General features: G+C 35.8%; 21 protein-coding genes and 1 pseudogene. 7 read left to right on the plus strand and 15 right to left on the minus strand.

The annotated features are described in order from the left end of the window. Window positions 1-203 precede the first annotated feature (203 nt). Complete coding sequence (locus tag R2H34_RS09885; protein WP_042891048.1) at window positions 204-1,202, plus strand: glycosyl transferase family protein; 999 nt, start codon at window positions 204-206, stop codon at window positions 1,200-1,202. A gap of 169 nt (window positions 1,203-1,371) precedes the next feature. On the opposite strand, the gene R2H34_RS09890 is transcribed toward R2H34_RS09885, so the two are convergent. The 8 genes and pseudogenes from R2H34_RS09890 to R2H34_RS09925 form a co-directional block, all read right to left on the minus strand. After that, window positions 1,372-1,830 carry a hypothetical protein gene (locus tag R2H34_RS09890; RefSeq protein ID WP_042890970.1) on the minus strand — a complete coding sequence of 153 codons (459 nt, stop codon included), beginning with the start codon at window positions 1,828-1,830 and terminating at the stop codon, window positions 1,372-1,374. Continuing rightward, entirely contained in the window at window positions 1,830-2,078 is a 249-nt protein-coding gene (locus tag R2H34_RS09895; RefSeq protein ID WP_227556704.1) for a hypothetical protein, read from the minus strand. Before R2H34_RS09895 ends, R2H34_RS09890 begins: the two co-directional genes overlap by 1 nt. 25 nt (window positions 2,079-2,103) lie before the next feature. Next, on the minus strand, window positions 2,104-2,424 hold the full coding sequence (locus R2H34_RS09900) for a hypothetical protein (RefSeq protein WP_227556706.1): 321 nt from the start codon (window positions 2,422-2,424) through the stop codon (window positions 2,104-2,106). Window positions 2,425-2,563: 139 nt separating this feature from the next. Beyond that, window positions 2,564-2,983 (minus strand): hypothetical protein, encoded by a 420-nt coding sequence (locus R2H34_RS09905; RefSeq protein WP_042890968.1) that lies wholly within the window; start codon window positions 2,981-2,983, stop codon window positions 2,564-2,566. Beyond that, entirely contained in the window at window positions 2,980-4,482 is a 1,503-nt protein-coding gene (locus R2H34_RS09910) for a hypothetical protein (RefSeq protein WP_052417813.1), read from the minus strand. The genes R2H34_RS09905 and R2H34_RS09910 overlap by 4 nt, the downstream gene beginning before the upstream one ends. Before the next feature lies 1 nt (window position 4,483). Then, a pseudogene (locus tag R2H34_RS09915) lies at window positions 4,484-7,244 on the minus strand (type VI secretion system Vgr family protein). Between the two features lie 225 nt (window positions 7,245-7,469). Further along, window positions 7,470-7,742, minus strand: coding sequence for a YeaC family protein (locus R2H34_RS09920; RefSeq protein ID WP_004911635.1), 273 nt, complete (start codon window positions 7,740-7,742; stop codon window positions 7,470-7,472). Next, complete coding sequence (locus R2H34_RS09925) at window positions 7,739-8,647, minus strand: NAD(+) kinase (RefSeq protein ID WP_005402512.1); 909 nt, start codon at window positions 8,645-8,647, stop codon at window positions 7,739-7,741. Before R2H34_RS09925 ends, R2H34_RS09920 begins: the two co-directional genes overlap by 4 nt. 234 nt (window positions 8,648-8,881) lie before the next feature. Between R2H34_RS09925 and mrcB the strand changes: the two genes are divergently transcribed. Together mrcB and R2H34_RS09935 are read left to right on the plus strand one after the other, a co-directional pair. After that, window positions 8,882-11,287 (plus strand): penicillin-binding protein 1B, encoded by a 2,406-nt coding sequence (gene mrcB / locus R2H34_RS09930; RefSeq protein ID WP_087539663.1) that lies wholly within the window; start codon window positions 8,882-8,884, stop codon window positions 11,285-11,287. Between the two features lie 20 nt (window positions 11,288-11,307). After that, complete coding sequence (locus tag R2H34_RS09935; protein WP_087539662.1) at window positions 11,308-11,868, plus strand: tetratricopeptide repeat protein; 561 nt, start codon at window positions 11,308-11,310, stop codon at window positions 11,866-11,868. Window positions 11,869-11,872: 4 nt separating this feature from the next. On the opposite strand, the gene R2H34_RS09940 is transcribed toward R2H34_RS09935, so the two are convergent. Beyond that, window positions 11,873-12,781 (minus strand): thiamine phosphate synthase, encoded by a 909-nt coding sequence (locus R2H34_RS09940; protein WP_171488071.1) that lies wholly within the window; start codon window positions 12,779-12,781, stop codon window positions 11,873-11,875. A 176-nt stretch (window positions 12,782-12,957) separates the two neighbouring features. On the opposite strand from R2H34_RS09940, the gene hemP reads away from it, so the two are divergent. Then, window positions 12,958-13,128 (plus strand): hemin uptake protein HemP, encoded by a 171-nt coding sequence (gene hemP, locus R2H34_RS09945; RefSeq protein WP_004638676.1) that lies wholly within the window; start codon window positions 12,958-12,960, stop codon window positions 13,126-13,128. Between the two features lie 79 nt (window positions 13,129-13,207). Here the strand turns inward: hemP and R2H34_RS09950 are convergent, their stop codons facing one another. The 4 genes from R2H34_RS09950 to R2H34_RS09965 all read right to left on the minus strand — a co-directional run bounded on the left by R2H34_RS09950 (window position 13,208) and on the right by R2H34_RS09965 (window position 17,521). After that, window positions 13,208-14,545, minus strand: a complete 1,338-nt coding sequence (locus tag R2H34_RS09950; RefSeq protein ID WP_087539659.1) for a sensor histidine kinase — start codon at window positions 14,543-14,545, stop codon at window positions 13,208-13,210. 4 nt (window positions 14,546-14,549) lie between these two features. After that, window positions 14,550-15,209 (minus strand): response regulator transcription factor, encoded by a 660-nt coding sequence (locus R2H34_RS09955; protein ID WP_042890959.1) that lies wholly within the window; start codon window positions 15,207-15,209, stop codon window positions 14,550-14,552. A gap of 103 nt (window positions 15,210-15,312) precedes the next feature. Beyond that, complete coding sequence (locus R2H34_RS09960) at window positions 15,313-15,678, minus strand: NirD/YgiW/YdeI family stress tolerance protein (RefSeq protein ID WP_004953988.1); 366 nt, start codon at window positions 15,676-15,678, stop codon at window positions 15,313-15,315. 85 nt (window positions 15,679-15,763) lie between these two features. Continuing rightward, the gene (locus tag R2H34_RS09965; protein WP_004962328.1) at window positions 15,764-17,521 is read right to left on the minus strand and encodes a GspE/PulE family protein; all 1,758 of its coding nucleotides are present in this window, start codon (window positions 17,519-17,521) and stop codon (window positions 15,764-15,766) included. 233 nt (window positions 17,522-17,754) lie between these two features. Between R2H34_RS09965 and R2H34_RS09970 the strand changes: the two genes are divergently transcribed. Next, window positions 17,755-19,020: an MgtC/SapB family protein gene (locus R2H34_RS09970; RefSeq protein WP_042890956.1), complete on the plus strand. Its 1,266-nt coding sequence runs from the start codon at window positions 17,755-17,757 to the stop codon at window positions 19,018-19,020. Between the two features lie 24 nt (window positions 19,021-19,044). On the opposite strand, the gene tsaA is transcribed toward R2H34_RS09970, so the two are convergent. After that, complete coding sequence (gene tsaA, locus R2H34_RS09975; RefSeq protein ID WP_042890955.1) at window positions 19,045-19,767, minus strand: tRNA (N6-threonylcarbamoyladenosine(37)-N6)-methyltransferase TrmO; 723 nt, start codon at window positions 19,765-19,767, stop codon at window positions 19,045-19,047. A 100-nt stretch (window positions 19,768-19,867) separates the two neighbouring features. Here tsaA and R2H34_RS09980 point away from each other — a divergent pair, with 100 nt between their 5' ends. Continuing rightward, window positions 19,868-20,647, plus strand: coding sequence for a ferredoxin--NADP reductase (locus R2H34_RS09980; protein WP_004911671.1), 780 nt, complete (start codon window positions 19,868-19,870; stop codon window positions 20,645-20,647). Between the two features lie 118 nt (window positions 20,648-20,765). On the opposite strand, the gene R2H34_RS09985 is transcribed toward R2H34_RS09980, so the two are convergent. Further along, the gene (locus R2H34_RS09985; RefSeq protein WP_004953978.1) at window positions 20,766-21,326 is read right to left on the minus strand and encodes a TetR/AcrR family transcriptional regulator; all 561 of its coding nucleotides are present in this window, start codon (window positions 21,324-21,326) and stop codon (window positions 20,766-20,768) included. Window positions 21,327-21,773: 447 nt separating this feature from the next. Here R2H34_RS09985 and R2H34_RS09990 point away from each other — a divergent pair, with 447 nt between their 5' ends. Next, window positions 21,774-22,634 (plus strand): hypothetical protein, encoded by an 861-nt coding sequence (locus R2H34_RS09990; RefSeq protein WP_004911677.1) that lies wholly within the window; start codon window positions 21,774-21,776, stop codon window positions 22,632-22,634. Window position 22,635: the final 1 nt, after the last annotated feature.

Genomic DNA, 22,635 nt, shown 5'->3' on the forward strand with positions numbered 1-22,635 from the left:
TCGCAGTCATGCTAATGATTTTTCAAGTTGATGTCATGGTCCGTTTGCATCAATTCACTAGACTGATTCGGTCAATAATTTCGCTTGTAATGTTTAATATTTCGCCAAAACAAATTAAACCGAATTTATCTCAGCGTTTATTACTCAACATAGCCAACTTTATGTCATATTATTTTCTAGTTATCGATCACATCAGAATTATCATGAATACCAAACGAAATATTTATAAAACCGCAGAACATCCGTTTGCTCAATATGTTCGTATTTTAGGTAAAGGTAAAACAGGATCGCGCTCTTTAAGCTATGAAGAAGCATATCAAGCATTTAGCATGATTTTGAAAGATGAAGTGCTAGATGTTCAACTTGGCGCATTTTTAATGCTTTTGCGTGTCAAAGAGGAATCTGTTGATGAACTTGCAGGTTTTGTTCAAGCAACACGAGATCAACTCAACTTTGAATCTTTAGATGTTGATCTAGATTGGTCTTCATATGCTGGAAAACGTAAGCATTATCCATGGTTCATTCTTGCAGCTTTAACATTGGCTCATCATGGTTATAAAATTGTAATGCATGGAGCATCAGGTCACACAATTAACCGTGTTTATACTGAACAGGTATTAGAATATTTAGGCTACCCAATTTGCCATAATCAACAAGAGGTAAAACAGCAACTTGAACAACATCATTTTGCTTACTTACCACTTGAAGCAATATCACCTATTTTAAGTGATCTAATATCACTCAGAAATGTAATGGGTCTTCGCTCACCAATTCATACACTGGCACGTTTAATTAATCCATTTAATGCAAAGGCAACTTTACAGGCAATTTTCCATCCTGCTTACAGATCATCACATCAACAAACAGCTTTTCGATTAGGTTATAAAAATAGTGCTGTGATAAAAGGTGAAGGTGGTGAATTTGAGCGTAATCCTGATGCCAAGACTTTAATTTGTGGGATTAAAAACGGTGAATTGTACGAGCATGAACTACCTAAACTGACACCAGATCGTAGTCCTATTGAAGAAGAACTTGATTTAGCAGTCTTTAAAGCAGTTTGGTTGGGTGAGCAAACACATGAATATGGTGAAATGGCTGTGATTGAAACAATGGGAATTGCTTTATATACGATGGGTACTGTAAATAGTTATGTTGAAGCTATGGCTAAAGCGAAAGAACTTTGGGAATCTCGTTTGAGTTAAATGAGACTTATTATAAAATAAAATAGAAATGTATTAGCTCAAACCTGATCTGACAGTTACCGATATTTGCTTAAGACTGTCAGGCTAAATTTAAGCTAGTACAATTTACATATTCCTGTGATTTTTTAGCCATATATTTGCTAAAATCTCCAACTTATTTTTAGAAGTATTAAAAACCTAAATATATTAAAAAATCAGCAATAGACTCATAGAAAAAAAATGCGATTCCAAAAATAAACGTTAACAAAGATAAAACCTCATTTATAATAATTTGTTTTTTAAATTTTTCACATAAATAAATAACATTATCCTGATACAGATTTGGATATAACCTTGGACTCTTTTCTCCACGTTTTGCAAAATACGGCATCTTTTTATTACGTTTGTATGATATAAAATATGAAAACCACATCGTGGAGAATATAAAATTAAGTTGTAATACTTTTTCAAAAGAGATACCTACCTCATCTAAATATTCTTCAATACCATATATTTTTTCAGAAAGTTCTTTACTATTTTTTTTGATAAATAATAGATTATATATATATATACATAATAGTAACATTAACCCAATAACAAGTAAGCCAATTAAAATGCTACCATGAAAATCAACTAATTGACTTTCCATTAGCATACTCCTGTCCTTTTTTTGAGTTCATCTTCAGCCAAATCTGCACCATATTTAACCCCTCCAATCACACCTGCACCAATAACTACAGCTGTAATAGTCAAGGAAACAGGTAAGGAAATTGTATATCCAGCTGCCCCAGCCACAACACCAATAATATAAATTACCCCTCTTGCTACAACTTTTCCGCCAAAGTTACCAACAGTTCCTCCGATAATACCACCAGCAATCTTACTACCTTCTATCACAGCTACCTTCTTTGTAAGCTCCATATTACCCGTGTTGTAGGCATCCATTGTATTTTTTTAAAAATATTGAAGCGCCTAAACCCACAACCAATTGTTTACCCATTCTTAAGCCAACACTGATTTTCCCCAAATCTACAATCATTTTATCGTAATGCTTCAAACCACCTCTTACAGCATCAGAGCGAATAAGAGAATCCGTTTTCATATACTTTCTCATTAAAGGGATTTGAGTCTGAGGCTCAACAATATGCATATCCTTGAGTGCTGTACCCAACTGGCTATAAAGTGAGGCATGTTTTTTCTTAAAATCTGAAAAGTGTTTAGGGTTGGCAGGTCTTGAGCCCATTTACCGTTCATTGCATACATCAACATGATTGAATTATTGGCTTAAGTGACTTTTTCTAAAGACTGTTCTTTCTGGAACTTTAATTAATTTTTGTTAACTTTTTGTCACGCTCCATCCCCAATGATATAAAAATTATTTTTCAATTAACAAAAAAAAGATACACAAAAAAAGATACACAGAAAATAAAGTAGACCAAAATAAAATTTAGGAAAAATTTATTTTCATTTATTACCAACATAAAAATTTCATTTGTCAAATTTGGGAAAATATAATTTTTTTTCTGCTTAAAAATATGTATATATTTACGTCTCATCAAAACCACTTCGAATAAGTAAAAAATATATAAACGACCAAATGTAGTGGATATAATAAATTTATTTTCAAAATCTAAACTTAAATTGTGTGTTTTATCCCCAAATAATTTTTCAGCAAAATTATCTTTCTTTTTCTTAATGAAGAATCCAACCATAATATAGAAAAAAATGGTATATAGTCCTCCAAAAACAATTACACTAAAGAAAACAACGTCTTCGGTTGGTATATTTTCTAAACTAATCATTTACAAATCTCTAAATATCTTGATGCTTTCTCTTGAATTAAATCACTAGTTTGTTTTCCACCGTAATAAGCAGCAATAGCAATAATTACTATAGCACCACCCCCTGATGTTCCAACCACTATACCAGCAATAAATCCACCTAAAGCCCCTCCAGCCATCCCTCCAGCAAATTTTGCTGTTTCAACATATGCCACTTTTTTGGCAAGCTCTTTTTCACCAGTTGCATATGCTTCCAGAACTTGTACAACTCCAACTGCTACCCCTAAACCGATGACTAAACGTTTAGCATCTTTTAAACCAGCACTAATTTTTCCTAAATCTAATATTTTTTGGTCAAATGCTTTAAGACCATCTTTAAATGCTTCATCTCTTAACAAAATATCAGTTTTTAAAAACCTCTTTAATGCTGGAGAATAATTTACTTGTTTCACCGCTTGGAAGTCTTTCTTTGCTACAGCATCCAGCTCATTAAATAACTTGATATATTTTTTTCTAAACTTCTGTCTATTTACAGCTCTTGCTAACGGTGATCTAATACTTTCCTCATAGACATAGGCCTGATCAATTTTCTTTGCAATATTATTTGCCTTTTTAATAGCTTCTTCTTTGAGTTCTTTTACCTCATTTGCCTTTAAAGTACGCAAATCTCTATCTTTTTCCTCTCGATAACCGACGATTGCTCCTGCCTTGTCTTCTACTTTCTCCAAAGTTGTGTTTTCTCTATCAGAATCACAATATACTTTTTTGAATTCAGCAACTTTATCTTTGGGGACTTCGTTCGCCAAAACCATTTCTTGTGCCATGTTCCAATAATCATATAAAAGCTCATAATTATGGGCTAAAAACTTTGCATCAAATTTATCTATTTTTCTTAAAAGTTTTAATTTGCTCTCAACACTACTTGCTAACTGCTTATATTCACTCAACTTAGGATCGTTCCCATATTTATTCGACAAAATGACCACCTGACACGGTTTAAGCACAGTCATTGGTCCATTAGTTGATAATTCTGGTAAATGGGCATTGTTATTTTTAAAAATCGAAAATTCCTTTACCGTAGGATGGTATGCATAGATACGTTTTAATAATGCATCGACAGTCTCATCTTCTCGAATCAATAACCAACCAACTTCCATACCTTCTTTTATATAAACTTTTTGGATTTTATTTTCTTCTATCGGGGAACTTTTCGAGTGATGGTATTTAAACTTGATCTCGGTAAACTTTCCGCTTTCAGATTGTGCTAAATGTGGAAGAATTGCCCCCTGATACCATTTATCATCTAAGAAAATATCAACTTGAACAACCGCAGTATCATAGTTCACCTCAATTTTATGGGTTTTCATAAACTTATTAAAAGGTGTCAGTTTAGATACATAGGTAGATTTAGCTTCGGATGTTTTTGCTGTAATAACATATTTCAAACGTGACAAAGCAATATGTTTTGGCAAATTCTTTAATACAGCTTGTGCGAACTTAGGTTGAGAATACTTTGCCATCTTAGTTATCCAATTTCTTTATTTTGTCATTGATTGCATGTAGATAATAATTCTCCTGTTTATCGGTGACAAATGCCTGAGTCAAACCATTCGCATCTGTTTTTCCATAGCTTACATGCCCTTGATCGTTCATTAACATGTAAGAAGTGAAAGGCATTAAGTCTTGCGTTTCTTTATCACGTAGTTCGAATTGGATATTATATTGACCTAGGGTCGGTATTAAAGGAATTTCAGCCTGAGCATTTGCCCCCCATAAACAAATGTTGCCCTGCCTTAACTTCAAACTTGCCTCCAGTAACAGGAAAAATACCGGAGCTGTTAATTTTAATTTGTGAACCGCCCGCCGTAATCACAATCTCATTGGGACTAGTGATCTCAATTCGATCTTCAGTAGAGATAATCTTGATACCTTGCTTAGCAAGTAAATCCATGCCATTGCCTTGAGCATGCATGTCAAACTTACCTTTAGCAGCTACTTGTTTGATTCCATTCTGAGCAGCGAATAAACTAACCTTGCCACTCACATGCGCAACCAAATTTCTCTGCGTACTCAAATTGATACTATCACCCGCAAACTGATTAATCTGTCCATCAGCAGATAAATGAATATCATCACTGCTACTCAAACCAATTCCTGCAGGCGAGCTCAGTAGCAATAAAGCTTTATTAAATTTGGCAATTTTTTCTTCAATCTGACTAGCAAACGCTTTCAATTGTTCAACTGATTCTATTTCATCGGTTTGTTGATTCTTTGCGACTTCACTTAAAGCTTTTGCATTACTTTGATTAACTTCAAATTGTTGTTTAGCTGATTGAGCATCAAGGTGTTCACCTTCTGCTTGGTCTTGTGAAAGAGTTGTGATGAGCAGACCCTCGTCAGCTCTAAGCGCACCCCATTGATCAGTACGTAATTCAAAACCTTCACCACGTTCTTCACTTTCTGCCTGATTTTTCGGATGACTCAACTTACCTAGGTTAAGTTGACTTATGCCGTGACTACTTTGTAACTGAGCACTGATCTGTCCTGTAGTATCATCAAAACGTAGTTGGTTAAATCCTTCACCTTGATATTCTTTGGATTTAATCCCTGATAATTTCTTGGTATCAGGTAACTGACCTGCATTATCAAATTTTGTTGGATAGCGTTGTGCTTCGTGGATTCTTCCCACTACAAAAGGGCGATCAATATTGCCATCAAAAAAATCAATAACTACGATTTCATCAATACGTGGTAAGAACCGAGCTCCATAACCTTCACCAGCCCAAGGGGTTAGTACATCTACCCATGCTGAATCGGTGTCATTATGATTGGCACCAGCACCACCATCATGATTATGGTCTTCTTGTCTAGTAAATAGAAAACGAACTTTTATACGTCCCCATTCATCAACATGGATTTCATCTCCACTCGGCCCTACTACTTGAGCACGTTGTGGTGATACTGCTGGGCGATGTTGTAGTGGATGATATTCGGGCACAGTTTTAATACTTCGTCGTTGTAAAGACAGTGTATTTCCTTGCCGCTCTTCTGTATTTATCTTAGTAATAGAGCTTTTCCAATGACTTTGTTCAAGTAATTGCTCGATTTGTTGATTTAGTTCTTTGGGTAAATTGTTTTGGTTATAAAAGTTTTTACCTGTAATTAGAAATTCTTTGTCTGAACTGATATGTTGGTCGATTTCAGGGTGATCAACTAATGCAAACCAGTATCCAATTTGTGTATCGCGTACAGTCGTCTTTGCCGTAAAGTATTTAGATTTTAGGTTATGGTACTGTCCTAAGTTTTGGTTGAATTTCTCTATTTGTGAATTACCTGAGGTTGTAGCTCCATCTTCACCATTCAAATCTTGAATCCATGCAGGACTGAAATGCCATGCATCTTCTAATTGTAGGCTGGCATTATTATATTGATTACTGTGTTGATGTGTACTTTGGACACTACCTGCACCTTGTTCTTGTTCAAGAGCATCGGCTTGCCAGCGTTGAATATGTACCGCTGTCGGTTGTAGCGAACGTCCAGCGATAAGGCTGGTCATACTATCGTATTGTTCTGTTGCACTACTACGATGATAACGAATTGACCCTCTTTCTAAGGCTTGGTAATGACTATTATCATCAATTAATCGTAACTTTTGGGCTAGGATTGGGCTCAAGTTATTTGTAACAATAAGTTCTACTTCATCAACAAGCCAATTGATACCTTCACTACGTAACAACCGAGTTAGAAAGTCATAATCCGTTTCATTGTGTTGCATAACAAACGGACGGACATCATATTCTTGATTTAACCCATTGAGATCAAGCACTAGTGTTGATGCAAACAAAGGACTTTTTTGTTGCCATTCTTTAAATAAGATTTCCACTACATCAATCGCAGTTTTATTCATAAATACACGGCTATTGCGGCGTTTTTTCCACAATGCAGTTGGGTCTTCTAGGGTGAGTTTATAGAGTGTGAGACTTCCATCAGATTGCCCTTGAAGTGCTTGGGTAATTATCCCTGTAGTACGAAATAATTTTCCTGCATCAGTCACCTGATCAATCGCAACATGACAACCAATAAATTGTTTTAATGGAATCATTACATTAGTTGACAAGCATAGTAGCTCAGCGATTAGCCCATCATTGATTCGATGTTCACCATCAATGCGTTGTAAAAAGACTTGGGAATTTAAATATTGATTAGAAAATTGAATATGTAAGGCACGTTTTTGTGAAGTTATACCTAGGCTTTCTAAGACACGAAATATATGATCTAACATCTCTTGTTATTAAAAATCACTCAAATTTCGGCGATCATAAACAAAACAGAACGGTTTGTCTAATTTGTATAGCTATCGTTATTCTTTGTGGAAATATAGTTTCTAATAAGTCTTTTGGTATCTATAACCACAATTTAGCAGACTAAATTCTGATAATTAAATTTTAAACTAGTAATAACAATAAAAAAGCCCTAGCAATCTAGGGCATTTTTAATTCAATTTTTCTTAAACGAAACGAATCGGTTTAAATTCAGGCTCATTCTTATGATGATCATCATCACATTCCTCACCTTCTTCTTTTGTACCACGATCGATATAACCGCTACGCTGTTCTTCAGGTAAATTTTCCATTTCCCAAGCGTATACAGCTTGCATACAAATCTCGCGCTGCTCTTTAGTCAATGCAATACCATTTGGCCATTTACCAATTTCAACAGCTGTTTTAAGACGCTCAACGATTTCAGGATTTAAAATAGCGAGCATTTGTTCAATATTCATGATTCATCCTGTTGAAAAGATTCAAAATCTTGATTCCAACCCAGTTTAGTACGGCAAGCCATATAAAAATCATAACCAGGTGGATGTAATAAGCTTAGTTTAAACGGATGTTTACGAATATGCACTGTGTCGCCAACATTTAATGCCACACTGTGTTGTCCATCTGCACTCACCATTGGTAATACGCGATTTTCTCGTATCGTAATTTTAACTTCACTGTGCCCACCAACGACGATTGGTCTTGATGAAAGCGTATGTGGGTGCATCGGAACTAAAGCGATCGCATCCATGCTTGGATGTAAAATAGGTCCACCACCAGATAAAGCATATGCTGTTGATCCTGTTGGAGTTGAAACAATTAAACCATCACTATGCTGACGATAAACATACTGGCCATCGATGCTCAGCTCAAAATCAATCATATGAACTGATTTTCCTGAGTGCAAAACTACATCATTTAATGCAATTGCATCATAAATCGTTTCATTGTTAGTTCTTACCTCCATTTCTAATAAGAAACGGCGATCTAACTGAAAATGTCCTTGCAAAACTTGATCAAGTTTAAAAATTGCTTCAGCAGGTTTGATATCGGTTAAAAATCCTAATCGACCTCGGTTAATCCCAATCACTGGTGTGTTGTAACGAACTAAAGCACGTGCTGCATGGAGTAAAGAACCATCCCCTCCTACAACAATCACAAGATCTACAACTTCACCAAGTAAATTTCGGCTAACCGTTTGTCCATGACTATACGGAACTAGTTGTGCAGTTTCTTGGTCGAATACAGGGTTTAAACCTAAAGTGATCAAATGATCATGGATTAAACATAACGTTTCTACAACAGAATACTTGTCTGGTCGCCCAATTAGACCAATATTTCGAAAGGATTTATGTGAAATTTGCACGAATAATTCAGCTCCGTCGCGATTCCTGCCTATCATATCATTAACAGTGCAAATTTCGTTGATGATTGATTAAAAAGTATAAAAATGTATATTCGTTGTTTTTTTATACGAATAATGTCAACACTTTCTTAAAGTTTTTATTTCATGTTGCTATTTATTGACAGTTTTATGATTGCAAATTGCTTATAAGCTATCGCATCATTACCCTCATTGTTTTGGTTTTATCGCAAATCTATGAAGTGTGAACGTGGTATCGGTTTTCTAGCACTAATTTTTTCAATTTTAGTGATCGGTGTATTTATTGCTTTTAGTATCTATTTGATCCGTTTAGATAATATTATCCGCAATAAGTTTGAGGGGCAGCGTTGGGATATTCCTGCCAAAGTATTTGCTCGTCCTTTAGAAATCTATGCGAACGCGCCGATTACTCAAGAGAATTTTACTCAAGAGTTAAAACTCTTGGGCTATAAAAACACTTCTAATTACGATAAATCTGGAAGCTATGTTATTCAAGGTAATCAAATGTATGTCCACACTCGTGGTTTTGATTACGGTGATACAACTGAACCAGAGCAAGTGCTTGAAGTTGCATTTATCGACGGTCAAGTGAGTGAAATTAGATCAACTAAACCATCAAATACGGGTGTTGCTCGTTTAGAGCCTTTATTGATTGGTGGTATTTACCCTCAACATAATGAAGATCGCGTACTCATAAAATTAAATAAAGTACCAAAACCGTTGATTGAAGCACTCATTTCAACAGAGGATCGAAATTTTTATCAACATCATGGTGTCTCGATTCGTGGTACAGCTCGTGCTTTAGTGAGTAACGCAACTGGCGGAAAACGACAAGGTGGTTCAACACTAACACAACAATTGGTCAAGAACTTCTACCTTTCTCCTGAAAAAACGCTCAAAAGAAAAGTAAATGAAGCGTTAATGGCTTTATTGATTGAACTTCATTACAGCAAAGATGAAATTCTTGAAGCGTATCTAAATGAAGTTAATCTTGGACAAAATGGCAACTACTCAATTAATGGTTACGGTTTAGCTTCACAATTTTATTTTGGTTTACCATTACGTGAACTTAATATTTCTCAGCAAGCATTCCTAGTAGGCTTGGTTCAAGGTCCATCATTATACAATCCTTGGCGCAATCCAGAATCAGCTAAAAAACGTCGTGACATCGTATTGAATAACATGTTGGTCATGGGCTATTTAACAGAAGCTGAATATCATGATGAAATTGCACGTCCTTTAAATGTTGTCAGTAAACCAACTTTAGGACCTGCTAAATTCCCAGATTTTCTTGATATTGTTCGTCGCCAACTACGCACAGAATATCAAGAAAGTGATATTACCAATCAAGGCTTAAAAATCTTTACGACACTTGATCCAATAGCTCAAACTCAAGTTCAAAGTGCTTTTAAAAGCTCTGTAGAACGCTTAGCAGGTAGCAACCCTTCTCGTTTAAAGAACCTTCAAGGTGCTGTTCTTGTTGCCCATCCTGAAAATGGTGAGTTAATCGCAGCTGTTGGTTCTACTCAAGATTTTACTGGATTTAACCGCGCACTTGATGCTAAACGTCAGGTTGGTTCATTACTCAAACCAATTATCTATTTGAATGCAATAGAATCTGGTCGCTACACATGGGCTACCCCTATTGAAGATACTGCTGTCAATATCCCTATTGATGGAGATAAAAGTTGGACGCCTAAAAACTATAGTGGTGGCGAACATGGCGTAGTACCAATGCAACAGGCATTAGCAAATTCATACAACTTATCTACAGTACGTCTTGCCAATGAGTTTGGCTTATCAACCTTTAGTAATAAATTAAAGCAATTTGGAGTAACTTCAGACATTCCAGCTTATCCTTCAATCTATCTAGGTGCAGTCAATATGTCACCGATGGAGGTATTAAGTATTTATGGAAACTTCGCTACTGGTGGTTTCAAATATCCACCTCGCACAATACGCACTGTTGTTGATGCTAAAGGTCGTTTATTAGAACGATATGGTCTAAACGTACAACAAACGATTGACCCTGCTGCGGCATATATTTTGAATTATGGTTTACAACAAGTAATGCGTTCAGGTACAGGTCGTTCAGCATATAGCAGTTTACCTCAGTCTCTAAATTTAGCTGGTAAGTCAGGCACAACAAATGATACGCGTGACTCTTGGTTCGCAGGATATTCTGGTAATCATGTTGCGGTAGTTTGGTTGGGTTTAGACGACAATAAAATAACAGGTTTAACAGGTTCATCAGGCGCTTTACCTGTTTGGACGAATGTCATGAAGCAACTTCGCCAAGAACCCGTGAATTTACGTCAAACAGATAATGTTCAATGGCAATGGATTGATAGTGCTAGCGGTGATTTATCTGCTCAAGGTTGTGATGGTGCAATGTATATTCCTTTGCTTCGCCAAACAGTTCCCCGTCGAGCTACTACTTGTGGTTTATCGCACTATGAAGTTGAACCGACTTACAACCCATCGACTGAAGACAATCAAGGCAATGAAAGCGATGGTATTAGTAACTACATTCGAGAAAGTGAAACAGAAATGGACAATGATTTATCAAATCACTCTTCTACAAGAATTATTTCTAGCGGTAGCTACTACGGCGAGAATTAAACTCAAAGGAATGATTTGAAATGATGAAAAAAGTAACAGTACTTACTGCTATGCTAGTTATGGGTGGCTGTACCCTAACACCTGAAAAGAGCACTTCAAAACCGACGAATCAGCCATCAACCACCACAACTCAAAAGAAGAAGGTTACACCACCTTCTTCGGGTGTAAAAATTACACCTTATGAGCAAAAAGAAATAAAACGTAAAAATGTGGAGGTTGTTGTCCCACAACAAAAAGTACAGCAGAAATTTAATGACGGGAGTCAGTTACCTGCATTTAGAACATTAATGCAGAAGACTCAAGCGGCATATAAACAGAAGCAACTCGCTGAAGCTGAACGATATGCTTTGCAGGCTCAGCGTATTGCACCTCAAGCGTCTGAAACTTACCTTTATCTAGCCTTAATTGCAGATCAACGCAAACAGTATGCAAATGCTGAAGCTTTAGCACGTCGTGGGTTAAGTTATGCACAAAGCAACTCAATGAAAAAACAACTCTGGATGATCGTACTTAAAGCCAGCGAAGCACGAAATCATCCTGTCAAAGCTCAAGAAGCACGTCGAGCAATTCAAGCTCTTTAATTGGTTAAATTGAACTGAATTGTCGTATTCCAGCAAGCCCATAAGCATTGTGTTTTTGGGCTTGTTCTAAATCTGCTGGCGCAACGCCTCCTAGAGCAAAAACTGGAATATCACTATTTTGAGCTAATGCTGCAAATCCATCCCAACCAAGTACTTTGCTATTTGGATGAGTTGCTGTAGGATTTACAGGGCTTAAAAAAATCGCATCACAACCAATCTGATGCGCATGTTGTACTGAAACAGCATCATGGCAAGCTGCGATATAACGTTTAGCTACAACCAAATCACCCTTTTTCAGTTGCATTAACTGAGATTGTTTAAGGTGGACTGTCTTAATTTTTTCTTGCAACACTGTATTTAATTGTTGCCAAACATCCACATTAACAATCAGCTTCAATAATTGCTGTTCAGACAATTTAATTAATTGCTGTTGAAGTCTTTCAATGTCTTTACTTTCTATACGTAAATACATTTGTGAATTAGTTTTCGGTAATTCATCAACTTGATCACTAATTTTGATCAAGTGAGACCAGATCAATCGCTCTATAATCGTTGAATTTGCTTTTGGAAAGTTTAAGTCCGCGAGTTGATCTCTACTAAACCAAGACCATGGTTGATGGATTAAATTTAAAAGCTCATCAGGAACATACGCATGGAATAGATGTAAAGTAACAATAATATCTTCATATTCATGTCGAATAACATCGAACTGATGCCACTCCTTTAATCCGATTCCTACCTCCTCATAGACCTCTCTGCGGCAAGCTTGCTCAGGTATTTCACCTTCCTCAATTTTCCCGCCAGGAAATTCATGCTTATTACCTTGATGTTGGTTTGCTTGTCGCCATCCAACTAGCACTTTAGATTTATGTAATAGAATTGCGATTGCAACATCAACAGTAGCTTTTGCCATAACCATCTAAAATCCTTGATATTTTAAAATTCATTCTAATGAGTTTGTAACCCAATTCACATGTCAAAGAATAAATAATTTGATCATTTTGTAAAATAATGAAATTTGCATTGACAGGCCTATTCGATAATGATTATCATTTAAAACATTAAAAAACACACCACGGAGCATAACAAATGAACGCACCTTTTAATCTTTTTACTCGCAGTACAGATTCAGCTCAATCTTTGCCAATGTTACATTCAAACAACTTGTTTGCCTTAGGACGTGAAATTCGTATCATGCATGCAGGTGAAGAGTATCGCCTACGCCTTACTCGTAACAATCGATTAATTTTAACTAAATAAGATTAATAGAAGAATAAACGTATAAGAACAATAAACGTGGGAATAGCAGTATGTCAGCGCGTACTGCTCTTTTTGTTCGTTAAATAGTTTTAGGCAATTGTATTTGTACCTTTAATCCACCAATTGATGATTGTGCAAAAGTGATCCTACCACGATGAAGTTCTATTATTTTTTTACAAATTGATAACCCTAAACCTGAACCTTGTGTTTTCGTTCCCAACACCCTAAAGAATCGCTCACCTAAACCTTCTAACACTTCTGTATCGAGTCCAGCACCTTGATTTTCGATTGTTAAATTAATGTAATCTGAATCATCATCGAGTTTTATATGAATTAGATGATTCACTTCTGAATATCGAATTGCATTATCTAAAATATTTCGCAGGCAGGTATAAATTAATTGTTCATTAGCAAAAATATCTAACTTCTTATCAATTAAGATATTTTTATAAACAATTTCCAAATTTTTTGTTTCGATCACAGTTGAAAAGTCAGATAAAAGAAGTTTCACCATCTCATTTAAATCAAAATATGTCTTTGGCAAATGTTCTGGATGTTCAGGATCTAAACGCGCGAGTAAAAGTAAATTTTCCAGTGTTTGAATTCCACGAGAGACATCTAATTGTATGCTATCTAGCTCTTTCGCACGTTCTGGATATTTTCGTTGTAATAATTGTAGGCGCAACTGAATCGCAGAGAGCGGTGATCTTAGCTCATGGGAAGCATCAGCAGTAAAGCGTTGTTCTGCTTTTAATGAATTATCTAAACGTTTAAGCAAATAATTCAATTGAGCTAGGATTGGTTGTAATTCCTTCACCTCAAATTCAGCAAACTTAATGGAACTTAAGTCTTCTGCATTTTTTGCTGAAATTTGCTTAGAAAGTTTATGTACTGCTTTGAACTGTCGCTTAATTAAAAAATATAAGATCATCCATTGTAATGACCACACCATAAGTAAAATCAAGATGTAAGCTGCGAAACTGTGCAATAATTCTTCAAATCTTTCCTCTAACGGTTGTATCACCAATACATTCATATTTGCTTGATGATCTTTCGCAACATAACTCCGCCACAATTGATGATTCTGCCAAAAGAATCCGTACTGATGATCATTAGGAAAAATGTGAGGTTCTTGATCTAATGGAAAACCTTCTGATTGTGTTAAAACAAGTTGTGAATTTTTCAATCTGTATTGAATATCAAATTGTTCACTTAACTCATCAATTTGCTTCCCTGAGCTGGTGGTTAGATCAGAAAGAAGCAGCATATCTGATATCTCATCCATGATTTCATCTTGCACATGCATGGTTTGATAAACAGAGACAACTACAAATATGAGTAGCGCTAAGCTGCCTACCATGACTGAGCTGATTAAGGAGGTCTTAATTAATTGATTTTGCAATGAGACGGTTTTCATTGGTTCAACCCAAGTTCATTCTATAACCTAAACCACGAATAGTTTTGATTAGTTGGCTACCAATTTTTTTTCGAATTTGATATATGAAGACCTCTATCGCATTACTCTCAATCTCCTCTCCCCAAGCATATAATGATTCTTCGAGTTGCTCACGGGTGACAATATGATTTGGATTTTGCATTAACTTATATAAAATTTGAAACTCTTTAGCAGTTAAATTTACCGTTTCACCTGCTTTCAAAACGGTCTTCGCATTAAGATCGAGTTTTAAATCAGCAAAACAAAGATATGCTCCTGTCTGCTTCTGAGATTGTCTTAGTTGTGCGCGGATTCTTGCAGAAAGTTCCTCTAAGTTAAAAGGCTTAACTAAATAGTCGTTTGCTCCTAAATCTAATCCCGCCACACGATCATGAATATGATCCTTTGCAGTGATAAAAATCACTGGAATCAACAAATGTTGTTCACAAATACGCTTCAGAATGTCATCACCTGATGCATTAGGTAAACCTCTGTCCAGCAAAATACAATCATAGTGATGCTGTTTTACTGCCAAGATAGCGTGGTCGCCTCGTTCAACCCAATCAACACTATAACCATCCATTTCCAGCCAGTCTTTAATACTTTCAGCCTGAGAAGCATCATCTTCTGCTAATAAAATTCGCATTATAAGGTTCTCATAATGAATGACTACAATCTATGATGCCTTGAAAAGATCAAACTAGCAAAAAGCCACATGATTTCTCATATGGCTTGTTTAATTCAATCAGTTAAAACTGTACTTGATCGACATCAACTTCAACGCGTTTCATCGGCTTATAATCGATATCAATCTCACCGATCAAAGTCACAGGAGTTTTAGCAGATACTGGTTTACCTTTCCATAAATCATCATCAATATCGACAGTCATAGAACCTGTTTGGTCACTAAACTGGTATTTTTCATCACCGGTTGCTTTCACAATATAACCTTTAAGCATAACAGGTGAATCATCTTTAAGTGTCAAAGCTTGTTTAACTGATGTCGTTTGTGTTGGTGCTAAAGCCTGTTGATTAACTGCACCTGTATTCGCTACAGCAAATGTTGTTGTAGCAACTAAGCCTGAAATTACAGCAATTTTAGAGAACATATTCATCTATTAACCCTTGTTTATGTATTCACTTTTGATAAAGCTATTTAAACAAAGCTAGATGAGGTGAATCTTAAGATTTCTATGATGCTTAACTCAATGGTACGACACGTAGAACTTCTTCCAAAGTCGTTACGCCTTCAATCACTTTACGTGCACCTGCAATTCTCAAAGGTTCAACACCCTCTTTTTTTGCCTGTACTTTTAAATCATTCAAAGTTCCATGTGCACTAATCAAAGATTTGAGTTCGAGACTCACTGGCATAAACTCATAAATTCCTACACGACCTTTATAACCTGTATGACGACAGGTTTCACATCCAACCGCCTTATACATCGTTTCAGGCATTTCCATAATGTAATCAAAAGTCAGGTGTTCCCACTCTTGTTCATTCATTGAGGTTTCTTGTTTACATTGTGGACATAAACGACGGACCAACCGTTGTGCCAACACACCAAGAATGGTAGCAGCTGTTAAAAATGGTTGAACACCCAAATCATGCAGACGAGTTAAACTTGAAGGTGCATCATTGGTATGTAAAGTTGAGAGTACCAAATGTCCTGTGAGTGCGGCTTGAATTGCCATATTTGCAGTATCGTGATCACGAATCTCACCCACCATGATGATATCGGGGTCTTGACGCATCAAAGCTCGTACACCATCTGCGAATCCCAATTCAATCGTTGGATTAACCTGCATTTGGTTAAAACTTGGCTCCAACATTTCGATTGGATCTTCAATCGTACATACATTCACTTGTTCAGTAGCTAACTGCTTCAATGAGGAATATAGAGTTGTGGTTTTACCAGAGCCTGTTGGACCTGTTACTAAAATAATCCCATGACTATGTTGCGTTAATTGCTGCCAACTATGTAATAAATGTCCTTCGAATCCCAGTTGTTGAAAACTTCTAACCAACACTTCCGGATCAAAAATACGCATTACCAACTTTTCACCAAATGCTGTAGGCAAAGTTGATAAACGTAACTCTGTTTCTTGTCCTTTAGGTGTTCGTGTTTTCAAACGACCATCTTGTGGTTTACGTTTTTCAGCGACATTCATTCGACCAAGAATTTTAATCCGTGAAATCACTGCTGTGAGAGTATTTGCAGGCATATTATAAATTGTATGTAATACACCATCGATACGAAAACGCACCTTACCCTTTTCCTTGCGAGGTTCTAGATGGATATCGCTTGCACCTTGCTCGAAAGCAAATTGCAACACCCAATCCACCAATTTAACAATGTGCTGATCATTAGCATCAGGATTTTGGGTATCACCAAGCTGTAATAGAGCTTCAACACCCTTATTATCTCGATCGAAAGGACTAGAGTTTTGAGAGGAATTTACAGCTCGACTGACTTGATAATACTCAACCAAATAGCGACGAAGCTGTTCAGGATTGAGGAGAACGGGTTCAACTTTTTTAGGGCTGAGGCTCCTCTCTAAATTATTTTTCCACTCCAAAGAAAATGGTTGATCTGTACCGATCAGAATACGATCTGCATGTACTTCAACAGCAAGAATATGGTTCCGTACAGCAAACTCCTGCGACATAACCCCAGTTAAAACTGCTACGTCAGCTTTTAATGGATCAATAACAAACAAAGGAACTTGAGACTTTTCAGCCAACCATAGACATAAGCGATTTAGTGTTAAGGTTTGCCCAGCATTTAGCTGGTCTTTTAAATTAAAGTTTGCTATCCATTGAAGAGGATGCCATTTCAATTGTTCTTTTTGGCGATGTGTAGTTTGTACCAATAATTTATCACGCTCATTAATTCTTCCGTCTTTTTGTAATTGTTCTAAACACCAAAAAATATCGATTTCAAAGTTAAACGTCATTGTTATACCCCAACTAATTTCTATAATATAACAGAGAACCAGCAGAATCTGTCAGATCATTTTGTAGATTCCAACTCAGTAAATACGCCTTGAAAACATAGACATAAGTTCAATAATTTGACTATAAACTTTGTAAAATTGTGATATAAGTTTTAGAAACGATTAAATATTTGAAATGTTTCATCCTTCCATATCAATGCTGCATGATGAACATATAACAACAGAGATAAACTATGGCTGAACTCATGAATTATTCGATACAAAATACATCATTCAGCCAACTTATGATGATTTTTGCAGTGTCTTTGGGCTGTGGATTATTGATTGGTTTAGAACGTGAACGCAGTAAAAGTAGACATAAAACTAAAACATTTGCAGGTTTTCGAACTTTTGCAATCACCTCACTTTTAGGTACGTTGTGTTTTTTATTTAACTTAGAAATTGGAATCACGGGGGCAATTCTAGTCGGTGCCATTAGTATCGCATCGCTACGTAATCAACAAGATGATCCAGGGGTTACAACAGAACTTGCCTTTATCATGACTTATTTTATAGGTGCAGTATGTATTTGGAATATCAATTTAGCGGCAGGTCTTGCTGTCACTTTGACCATACTGCTCTTTGCCAAAGAAACATTACATGGATTGGCTAATCAATGGATTAGCGAGACAGAATTAAGGGATGGTGTTTTATTATTGGCACTTATTCTTATTGGATTACCTTTAGCACCTGATAAAGCGTATTGGGGACCCGTTTTAAATCCTTATACGATTCTCAAGTTACTCAGCTTGATTTTGTTGGTTCAAGCGTTAGCTCATTTTGCCAAACGCTTGTTATCTTCTAGAAATGCGATCGTTTTTTCCTCCTTAGCTTCAGGCTTTGTATCAAGTACTGCAACTGTCGCAAACTTAGGTATGGAAGTTCGTAATAATCATGCCGACCCTAAAATCAATGCAGGTGCTGCGCTGATGTCATGCGTTGCAACTTTAGTTCAAATGCTGATTATCGTCGCTAGTATCAGCATGGCATGGTTAGAGCTGCTTTTAATACCCAGTTTAATTTCGACCTTATTACTATTTGCATGGTCTATTTATCTGTTGCGTAAATCTACTAAAAATGAGCTAAGTCAAAAAACTGATGAAAGTCGAATGTTTAGTTTTAAAAATGCGATTGTCATTACAGTAGCATTATCCACCATACAAGCAGCCGTTTATGGCTTAAATTTATGGTTAGGTAATAGCGGACTTATTATTGGAACATTCATCGCCTCTTTATTTGAAATTCATGCGGCAATTGCCGCAATAGTTGTCCAAGGCGATCCAAATACGGCTCAGGCAACACCATTGCTAATTGCTTTAATGGTTGGTCTATGTGCCCACGCGATGTCAAAAAGTATTAATGCTGGACTTACAGGCGGTTATAAATATGCATTTGCATTCGTTCCAGCACAGATTCTTCATATGGCTATTTTAGTTATTTTAGTTTGGGTATCCCGTTGATAAATAGAATAGCCAAAGCTGACATTAAAGTTTCACAATTTCGATGGTATTCGCTATGACTTTGAAATTTACATCGAATTGGGAAAACTTCATTTTATAAATCCGTTCAGCATCCTCATGATATGCAGGTCTTGGGTCTAAAGCCAATACTTGCTCCATTTCATTAAATATGCGAATAGGTATTTGGTCTTTTTGGATAAATTGTTGTCGTTGATGCAATGCCATCTCACTCCAAATAACTTGCTTACGCTGAGGCTCTTCTTGAGCATATCCACTTAATGCATTTGCAATAGAATCCGAATATTGAATATAAGGTTTAATGTCTACAATCGGCGTACCATCTAGCAAATCAGCACCTGTAACATAAATTCGAACACGATCTGATAACTTTTCAATACGCAAGAATTGCACTACAGATAGTCCAATCGGAGATGGTCTGTACATACTTCTTGTGGCAAAAACACCAATTTTTTGATTACCACCTAATCTAGGTGGTCGAACTTGTGCTCGAAATTTATGTCCAGCATCAGTGTTTTTTGCTTGATGCTTATTGTCATGGAACTGCCAAAGTAGCCATAAATGACTAAATTCATCTATCCCTTCAAAAGCCAATATATCGTTATAAGGCTCGATCATTTCGATATATGACTCCACCTGAACTAAATTTGGTTGTCGTGGAATGCCAAATTTTTCACAATAAGGTGAATGCATATAACCAATGATCGGAATTGTAACAACGGGATTCATCACTTTTTCTTATAAAGACAATTAAATATATTCAGTTTATAGAGAATGATTTTAGATTAGAATAGCAATCTGTTTCTTTTAACTGTGATCGAGACCTTTAATGGCTGCTTTTAACGTTGAACGCATTACTCATGTTCACCACTGGAATGACACGCTTTTCAGTTTTAAAACTACACGCGACACAAGCTTACGTTTTAAAAATGGTCAGTTTGTAATGATCGGACTTGAAGTGAATGGTAAGCCTTTAATGCGTGCTTATTCGATTGCGAGTGCGAATTATGAAGAAGAATTAGAATTCTTCTCGATTAAAGTACCTGATGGTCCTTTAACTTCTATTTTACAAAAAGTTCAGGTTGGTGACGAAATCCTTATTTCAAAAAAACCAACAGGTACTTTAGTACATGATGATCTATTGCCTGGTAAAAATTTATACCTTTTATCTTCTGGTACTGGTTTAGCACCTTTCCTTTCACTTATTCGTGATCCTGAAACTTATGAAAAGTTTGAGAAAGTGATCGTTGTACACGGTACACGTTATATTTCTGAACTTGCATATCAAGATTTGATTCTTAATGAGCTTCCAAATCATGAGTTTTTCGAAGAGTTAGGAATTAAAGATAAACTCGTATACTACCCTACAGTTACGCGTGAACCATTCCATACACAAGGTCGTGTGACTACTGCTATTGAAACAGGTCAATTATTTGAAAAAATTGGTTTACCACGTTTCAATCGTGAAACTGACCGTGCAATGTTATGTGGTAGCCCTGCTTTCTTGAAAGATGTAGCTGCACTTTTAGATGAACATGGTCTCGTTGAATCACCACGTATGGGTGTAATGGGTGATTATGTAATCGAACGTGCTTTCGTAGAAAAATAATACCTATGCATTAATAAAAAAGCCGAGAAAGATATCCTCGGCTTTTTTATTATTAAATCTTATTAATAGCTTATTTAGTGATCTTTAATAATATTATTTAGAGCAATAAAACTATTTATTAAGCAGCTTCTAAAGAAATTAATCGCTCAATATAATACCAACACTCTTCAATTTGAACATGATCTTGATTTACCTTTGCAAGTGTCGTCATCCCATCAAGAATATTGATATACATCGTAGTTAACACATGAGGTTGAAATACTTTTGCCTTTTCAAATAGATCTTCAACTAAATTCATTAACCAATTTCTATAGTCGACAATTGGACCAATAATAGATGGGTATTGTTGTAAAATTTCCAATGAAGCCTTTTGAAACATACAACCATGGAAATCATCCGAGTTAAACCATGACACATGCCAAAAATATACTGCTTTAATTTTTCCTAAATAATCACCCTCATCAATCTGATTTAATTGTTGCTCAATCGCTTGCTGAATGCTTTTATTTCTTCTAGATAAACACTCTTCGATTAGACTCTCTTTAGATGGGAAATACTTGTAGAAAGTCATCTTAGCGACGCCTGACTCACTGATAATTCGATCAATTCCTATAGAACTATAGTTATGACGGTTAAATAAATTCAGTGCCGTTGTAATAATATCTTCTTTTTTTGACATTTTATTATCCTTTAGAATTTTATCAAAAAACTTAATGTATTATTTAGACATAGTAAATGCTGGATAATTCTGGCTACTATGCTTATTCATATTATTTTAAGAGCATTATCGAAAATATGGAAACTTTTCTTAAACAACTCATGATTAAGTTAAGCAAAAAAGTAGGAATACACAAGATAATTTGTAAAAAAATTTTTCTTATAAATAAAACAGTCATTATTGTGTGCATTAAATCACTTTTTTACAATAACAAATTAGCTATTTAAGTACATCTCTTAATTTTCAAAAACGAGAATCAATTGCTTTCAAAAAAAAATCGTCTTATATTTTATTAATCCAATAAAAAGATTTTTGGTTGAACTAAAAGATATATTTATAAGCGACCAAAAGAAATCGGCAATATATAATTGGAAAAAGCAATAATATTAATTCATTGAGTAGAAGACTATGCCAAAAAAATTTGAAGATTTTGATAACCCAAGACAGAAAGCTATAGACGGAATGAAAAATAGTATTTCTGAGGATTTATGGAGTAAAAACGTACAGTTTCTCAAAACTTTGCGCGAAGAGATTTCACAACATCCTGTGTCTAAACACCCTGCAATTCAGCTATTAAATGATGGCTCAATTGATAAAGAAACCTTAAAGCATATTCATCTAGAATACCGACATGCCATAGTGCAAGTATTTACAGATGCTTTATTGATGGCTCAATTCCAAACCAAACAACTCGAACCTCGCCTGAAATCAGGTTCAAAGATGTATGCCCGCTTCTTACTCAACCTCAATGTCTTAGATGAGTATGGCTATCGTCCGGCCTTAGATATCAATGGATACTATGCTGGTAATCCTGATTATGCACATTATCCTTTATTTGAAGATGTACTCGATGATTTCGAATTAACACAAGCAGAGCGCAACAATTATCAGCCCTCGATTATTGCTCAACAAGTGAAGAACTATCTTGAATATGCTTTCGATCGTTATGAAGCCGTAACAGCGTTATTGGCTGTTGCAGAAGAAGAAGTTATTCTTTTTAGTCCTGCCTTGCGTCAAGCAACTAAAGCTGTAGGCTTTAATGTAGATAGTGGTTACTACTATGTACATGGTGTTTCACAAGATGAAACTGCTGAAGCTGCTGACGATGACCATGAAGATGATCTCTGGTTTGTTCTAGCTCAAGCCTGTGTAGAATCTGACTATCCTTATATCCGACAAATTTGTTTAGAATATTGTGATTTATGGCAACAATTCTGGGATGAACAAATTGCAACTTATCAATTTGAATCGTTTAGAAAACTTGCATAAT

Origin of the sequence: Acinetobacter sp. 16, assembly GCF_033439925.1 — a bacterium.
Taxonomy (GTDB): domain Bacteria; phylum Pseudomonadota; class Gammaproteobacteria; order Pseudomonadales; family Moraxellaceae; genus Acinetobacter; species Acinetobacter junii.

What these genes read in the sequence shown, in the direction of transcription:
- R2H34_RS09885 (WP_042891048.1), top strand. Translation starts at nt 204, where the DNA reads ATGAATACCAAACGAAATATTTATAAAACCGCAGAACATCCGTTTGCT.
- R2H34_RS09890 (WP_042890970.1), bottom strand. Translation starts at nt 1,830, where the DNA reads ATGGAAAGTCAATTAGTTGATTTTCATGGTAGCATTTTAATTGGCTTA.
- R2H34_RS09900 (WP_227556706.1), bottom strand. Translation starts at nt 2,424, where the DNA reads ATGGGCTCAAGACCTGCCAACCCTAAACACTTTTCAGATTTTAAGAAA.
- R2H34_RS09905 (WP_042890968.1), bottom strand. Translation starts at nt 2,983, where the DNA reads ATGATTAGTTTAGAAAATATACCAACCGAAGACGTTGTTTTCTTTAGT.
- R2H34_RS09910 (WP_052417813.1), bottom strand. Translation starts at nt 4,482, where the DNA reads ATGGCAAAGTATTCTCAACCTAAGTTCGCACAAGCTGTATTAAAGAAT.
- R2H34_RS09920 (WP_004911635.1), bottom strand. Translation starts at nt 7,742, where the DNA reads ATGAATATTGAACAAATGCTCGCTATTTTAAATCCTGAAATCGTTGAG.
- mrcB (WP_087539663.1), top strand. Translation starts at nt 8,882, where the DNA reads ATGAAGTGTGAACGTGGTATCGGTTTTCTAGCACTAATTTTTTCAATT.
- R2H34_RS09935 (WP_087539662.1), top strand. Translation starts at nt 11,308, where the DNA reads ATGATGAAAAAAGTAACAGTACTTACTGCTATGCTAGTTATGGGTGGC.
- R2H34_RS09940 (WP_171488071.1), bottom strand. Translation starts at nt 12,781, where the DNA reads ATGGCAAAAGCTACTGTTGATGTTGCAATCGCAATTCTATTACATAAA.
- hemP (WP_004638676.1), top strand. Translation starts at nt 12,958, where the DNA reads ATGAACGCACCTTTTAATCTTTTTACTCGCAGTACAGATTCAGCTCAA.
- R2H34_RS09950 (WP_087539659.1), bottom strand. Translation starts at nt 14,545, where the DNA reads ATGAAAACCGTCTCATTGCAAAATCAATTAATTAAGACCTCCTTAATC.
- R2H34_RS09955 (WP_042890959.1), bottom strand. Translation starts at nt 15,209, where the DNA reads ATGCGAATTTTATTAGCAGAAGATGATGCTTCTCAGGCTGAAAGTATT.
- R2H34_RS09960 (WP_004953988.1), bottom strand. Translation starts at nt 15,678, where the DNA reads ATGAATATGTTCTCTAAAATTGCTGTAATTTCAGGCTTAGTTGCTACA.
- R2H34_RS09965 (WP_004962328.1), bottom strand. Translation starts at nt 17,521, where the DNA reads ATGACGTTTAACTTTGAAATCGATATTTTTTGGTGTTTAGAACAATTA.
- R2H34_RS09970 (WP_042890956.1), top strand. Translation starts at nt 17,755, where the DNA reads ATGGCTGAACTCATGAATTATTCGATACAAAATACATCATTCAGCCAA.
- tsaA (WP_042890955.1), bottom strand. Translation starts at nt 19,767, where the DNA reads ATGAATCCCGTTGTTACAATTCCGATCATTGGTTATATGCATTCACCT.
- R2H34_RS09980 (WP_004911671.1), top strand. Translation starts at nt 19,868, where the DNA reads ATGGCTGCTTTTAACGTTGAACGCATTACTCATGTTCACCACTGGAAT.
- R2H34_RS09985 (WP_004953978.1), bottom strand. Translation starts at nt 21,326, where the DNA reads ATGTCAAAAAAAGAAGATATTATTACAACGGCACTGAATTTATTTAAC.
- R2H34_RS09990 (WP_004911677.1), top strand. Translation starts at nt 21,774, where the DNA reads ATGCCAAAAAAATTTGAAGATTTTGATAACCCAAGACAGAAAGCTATA.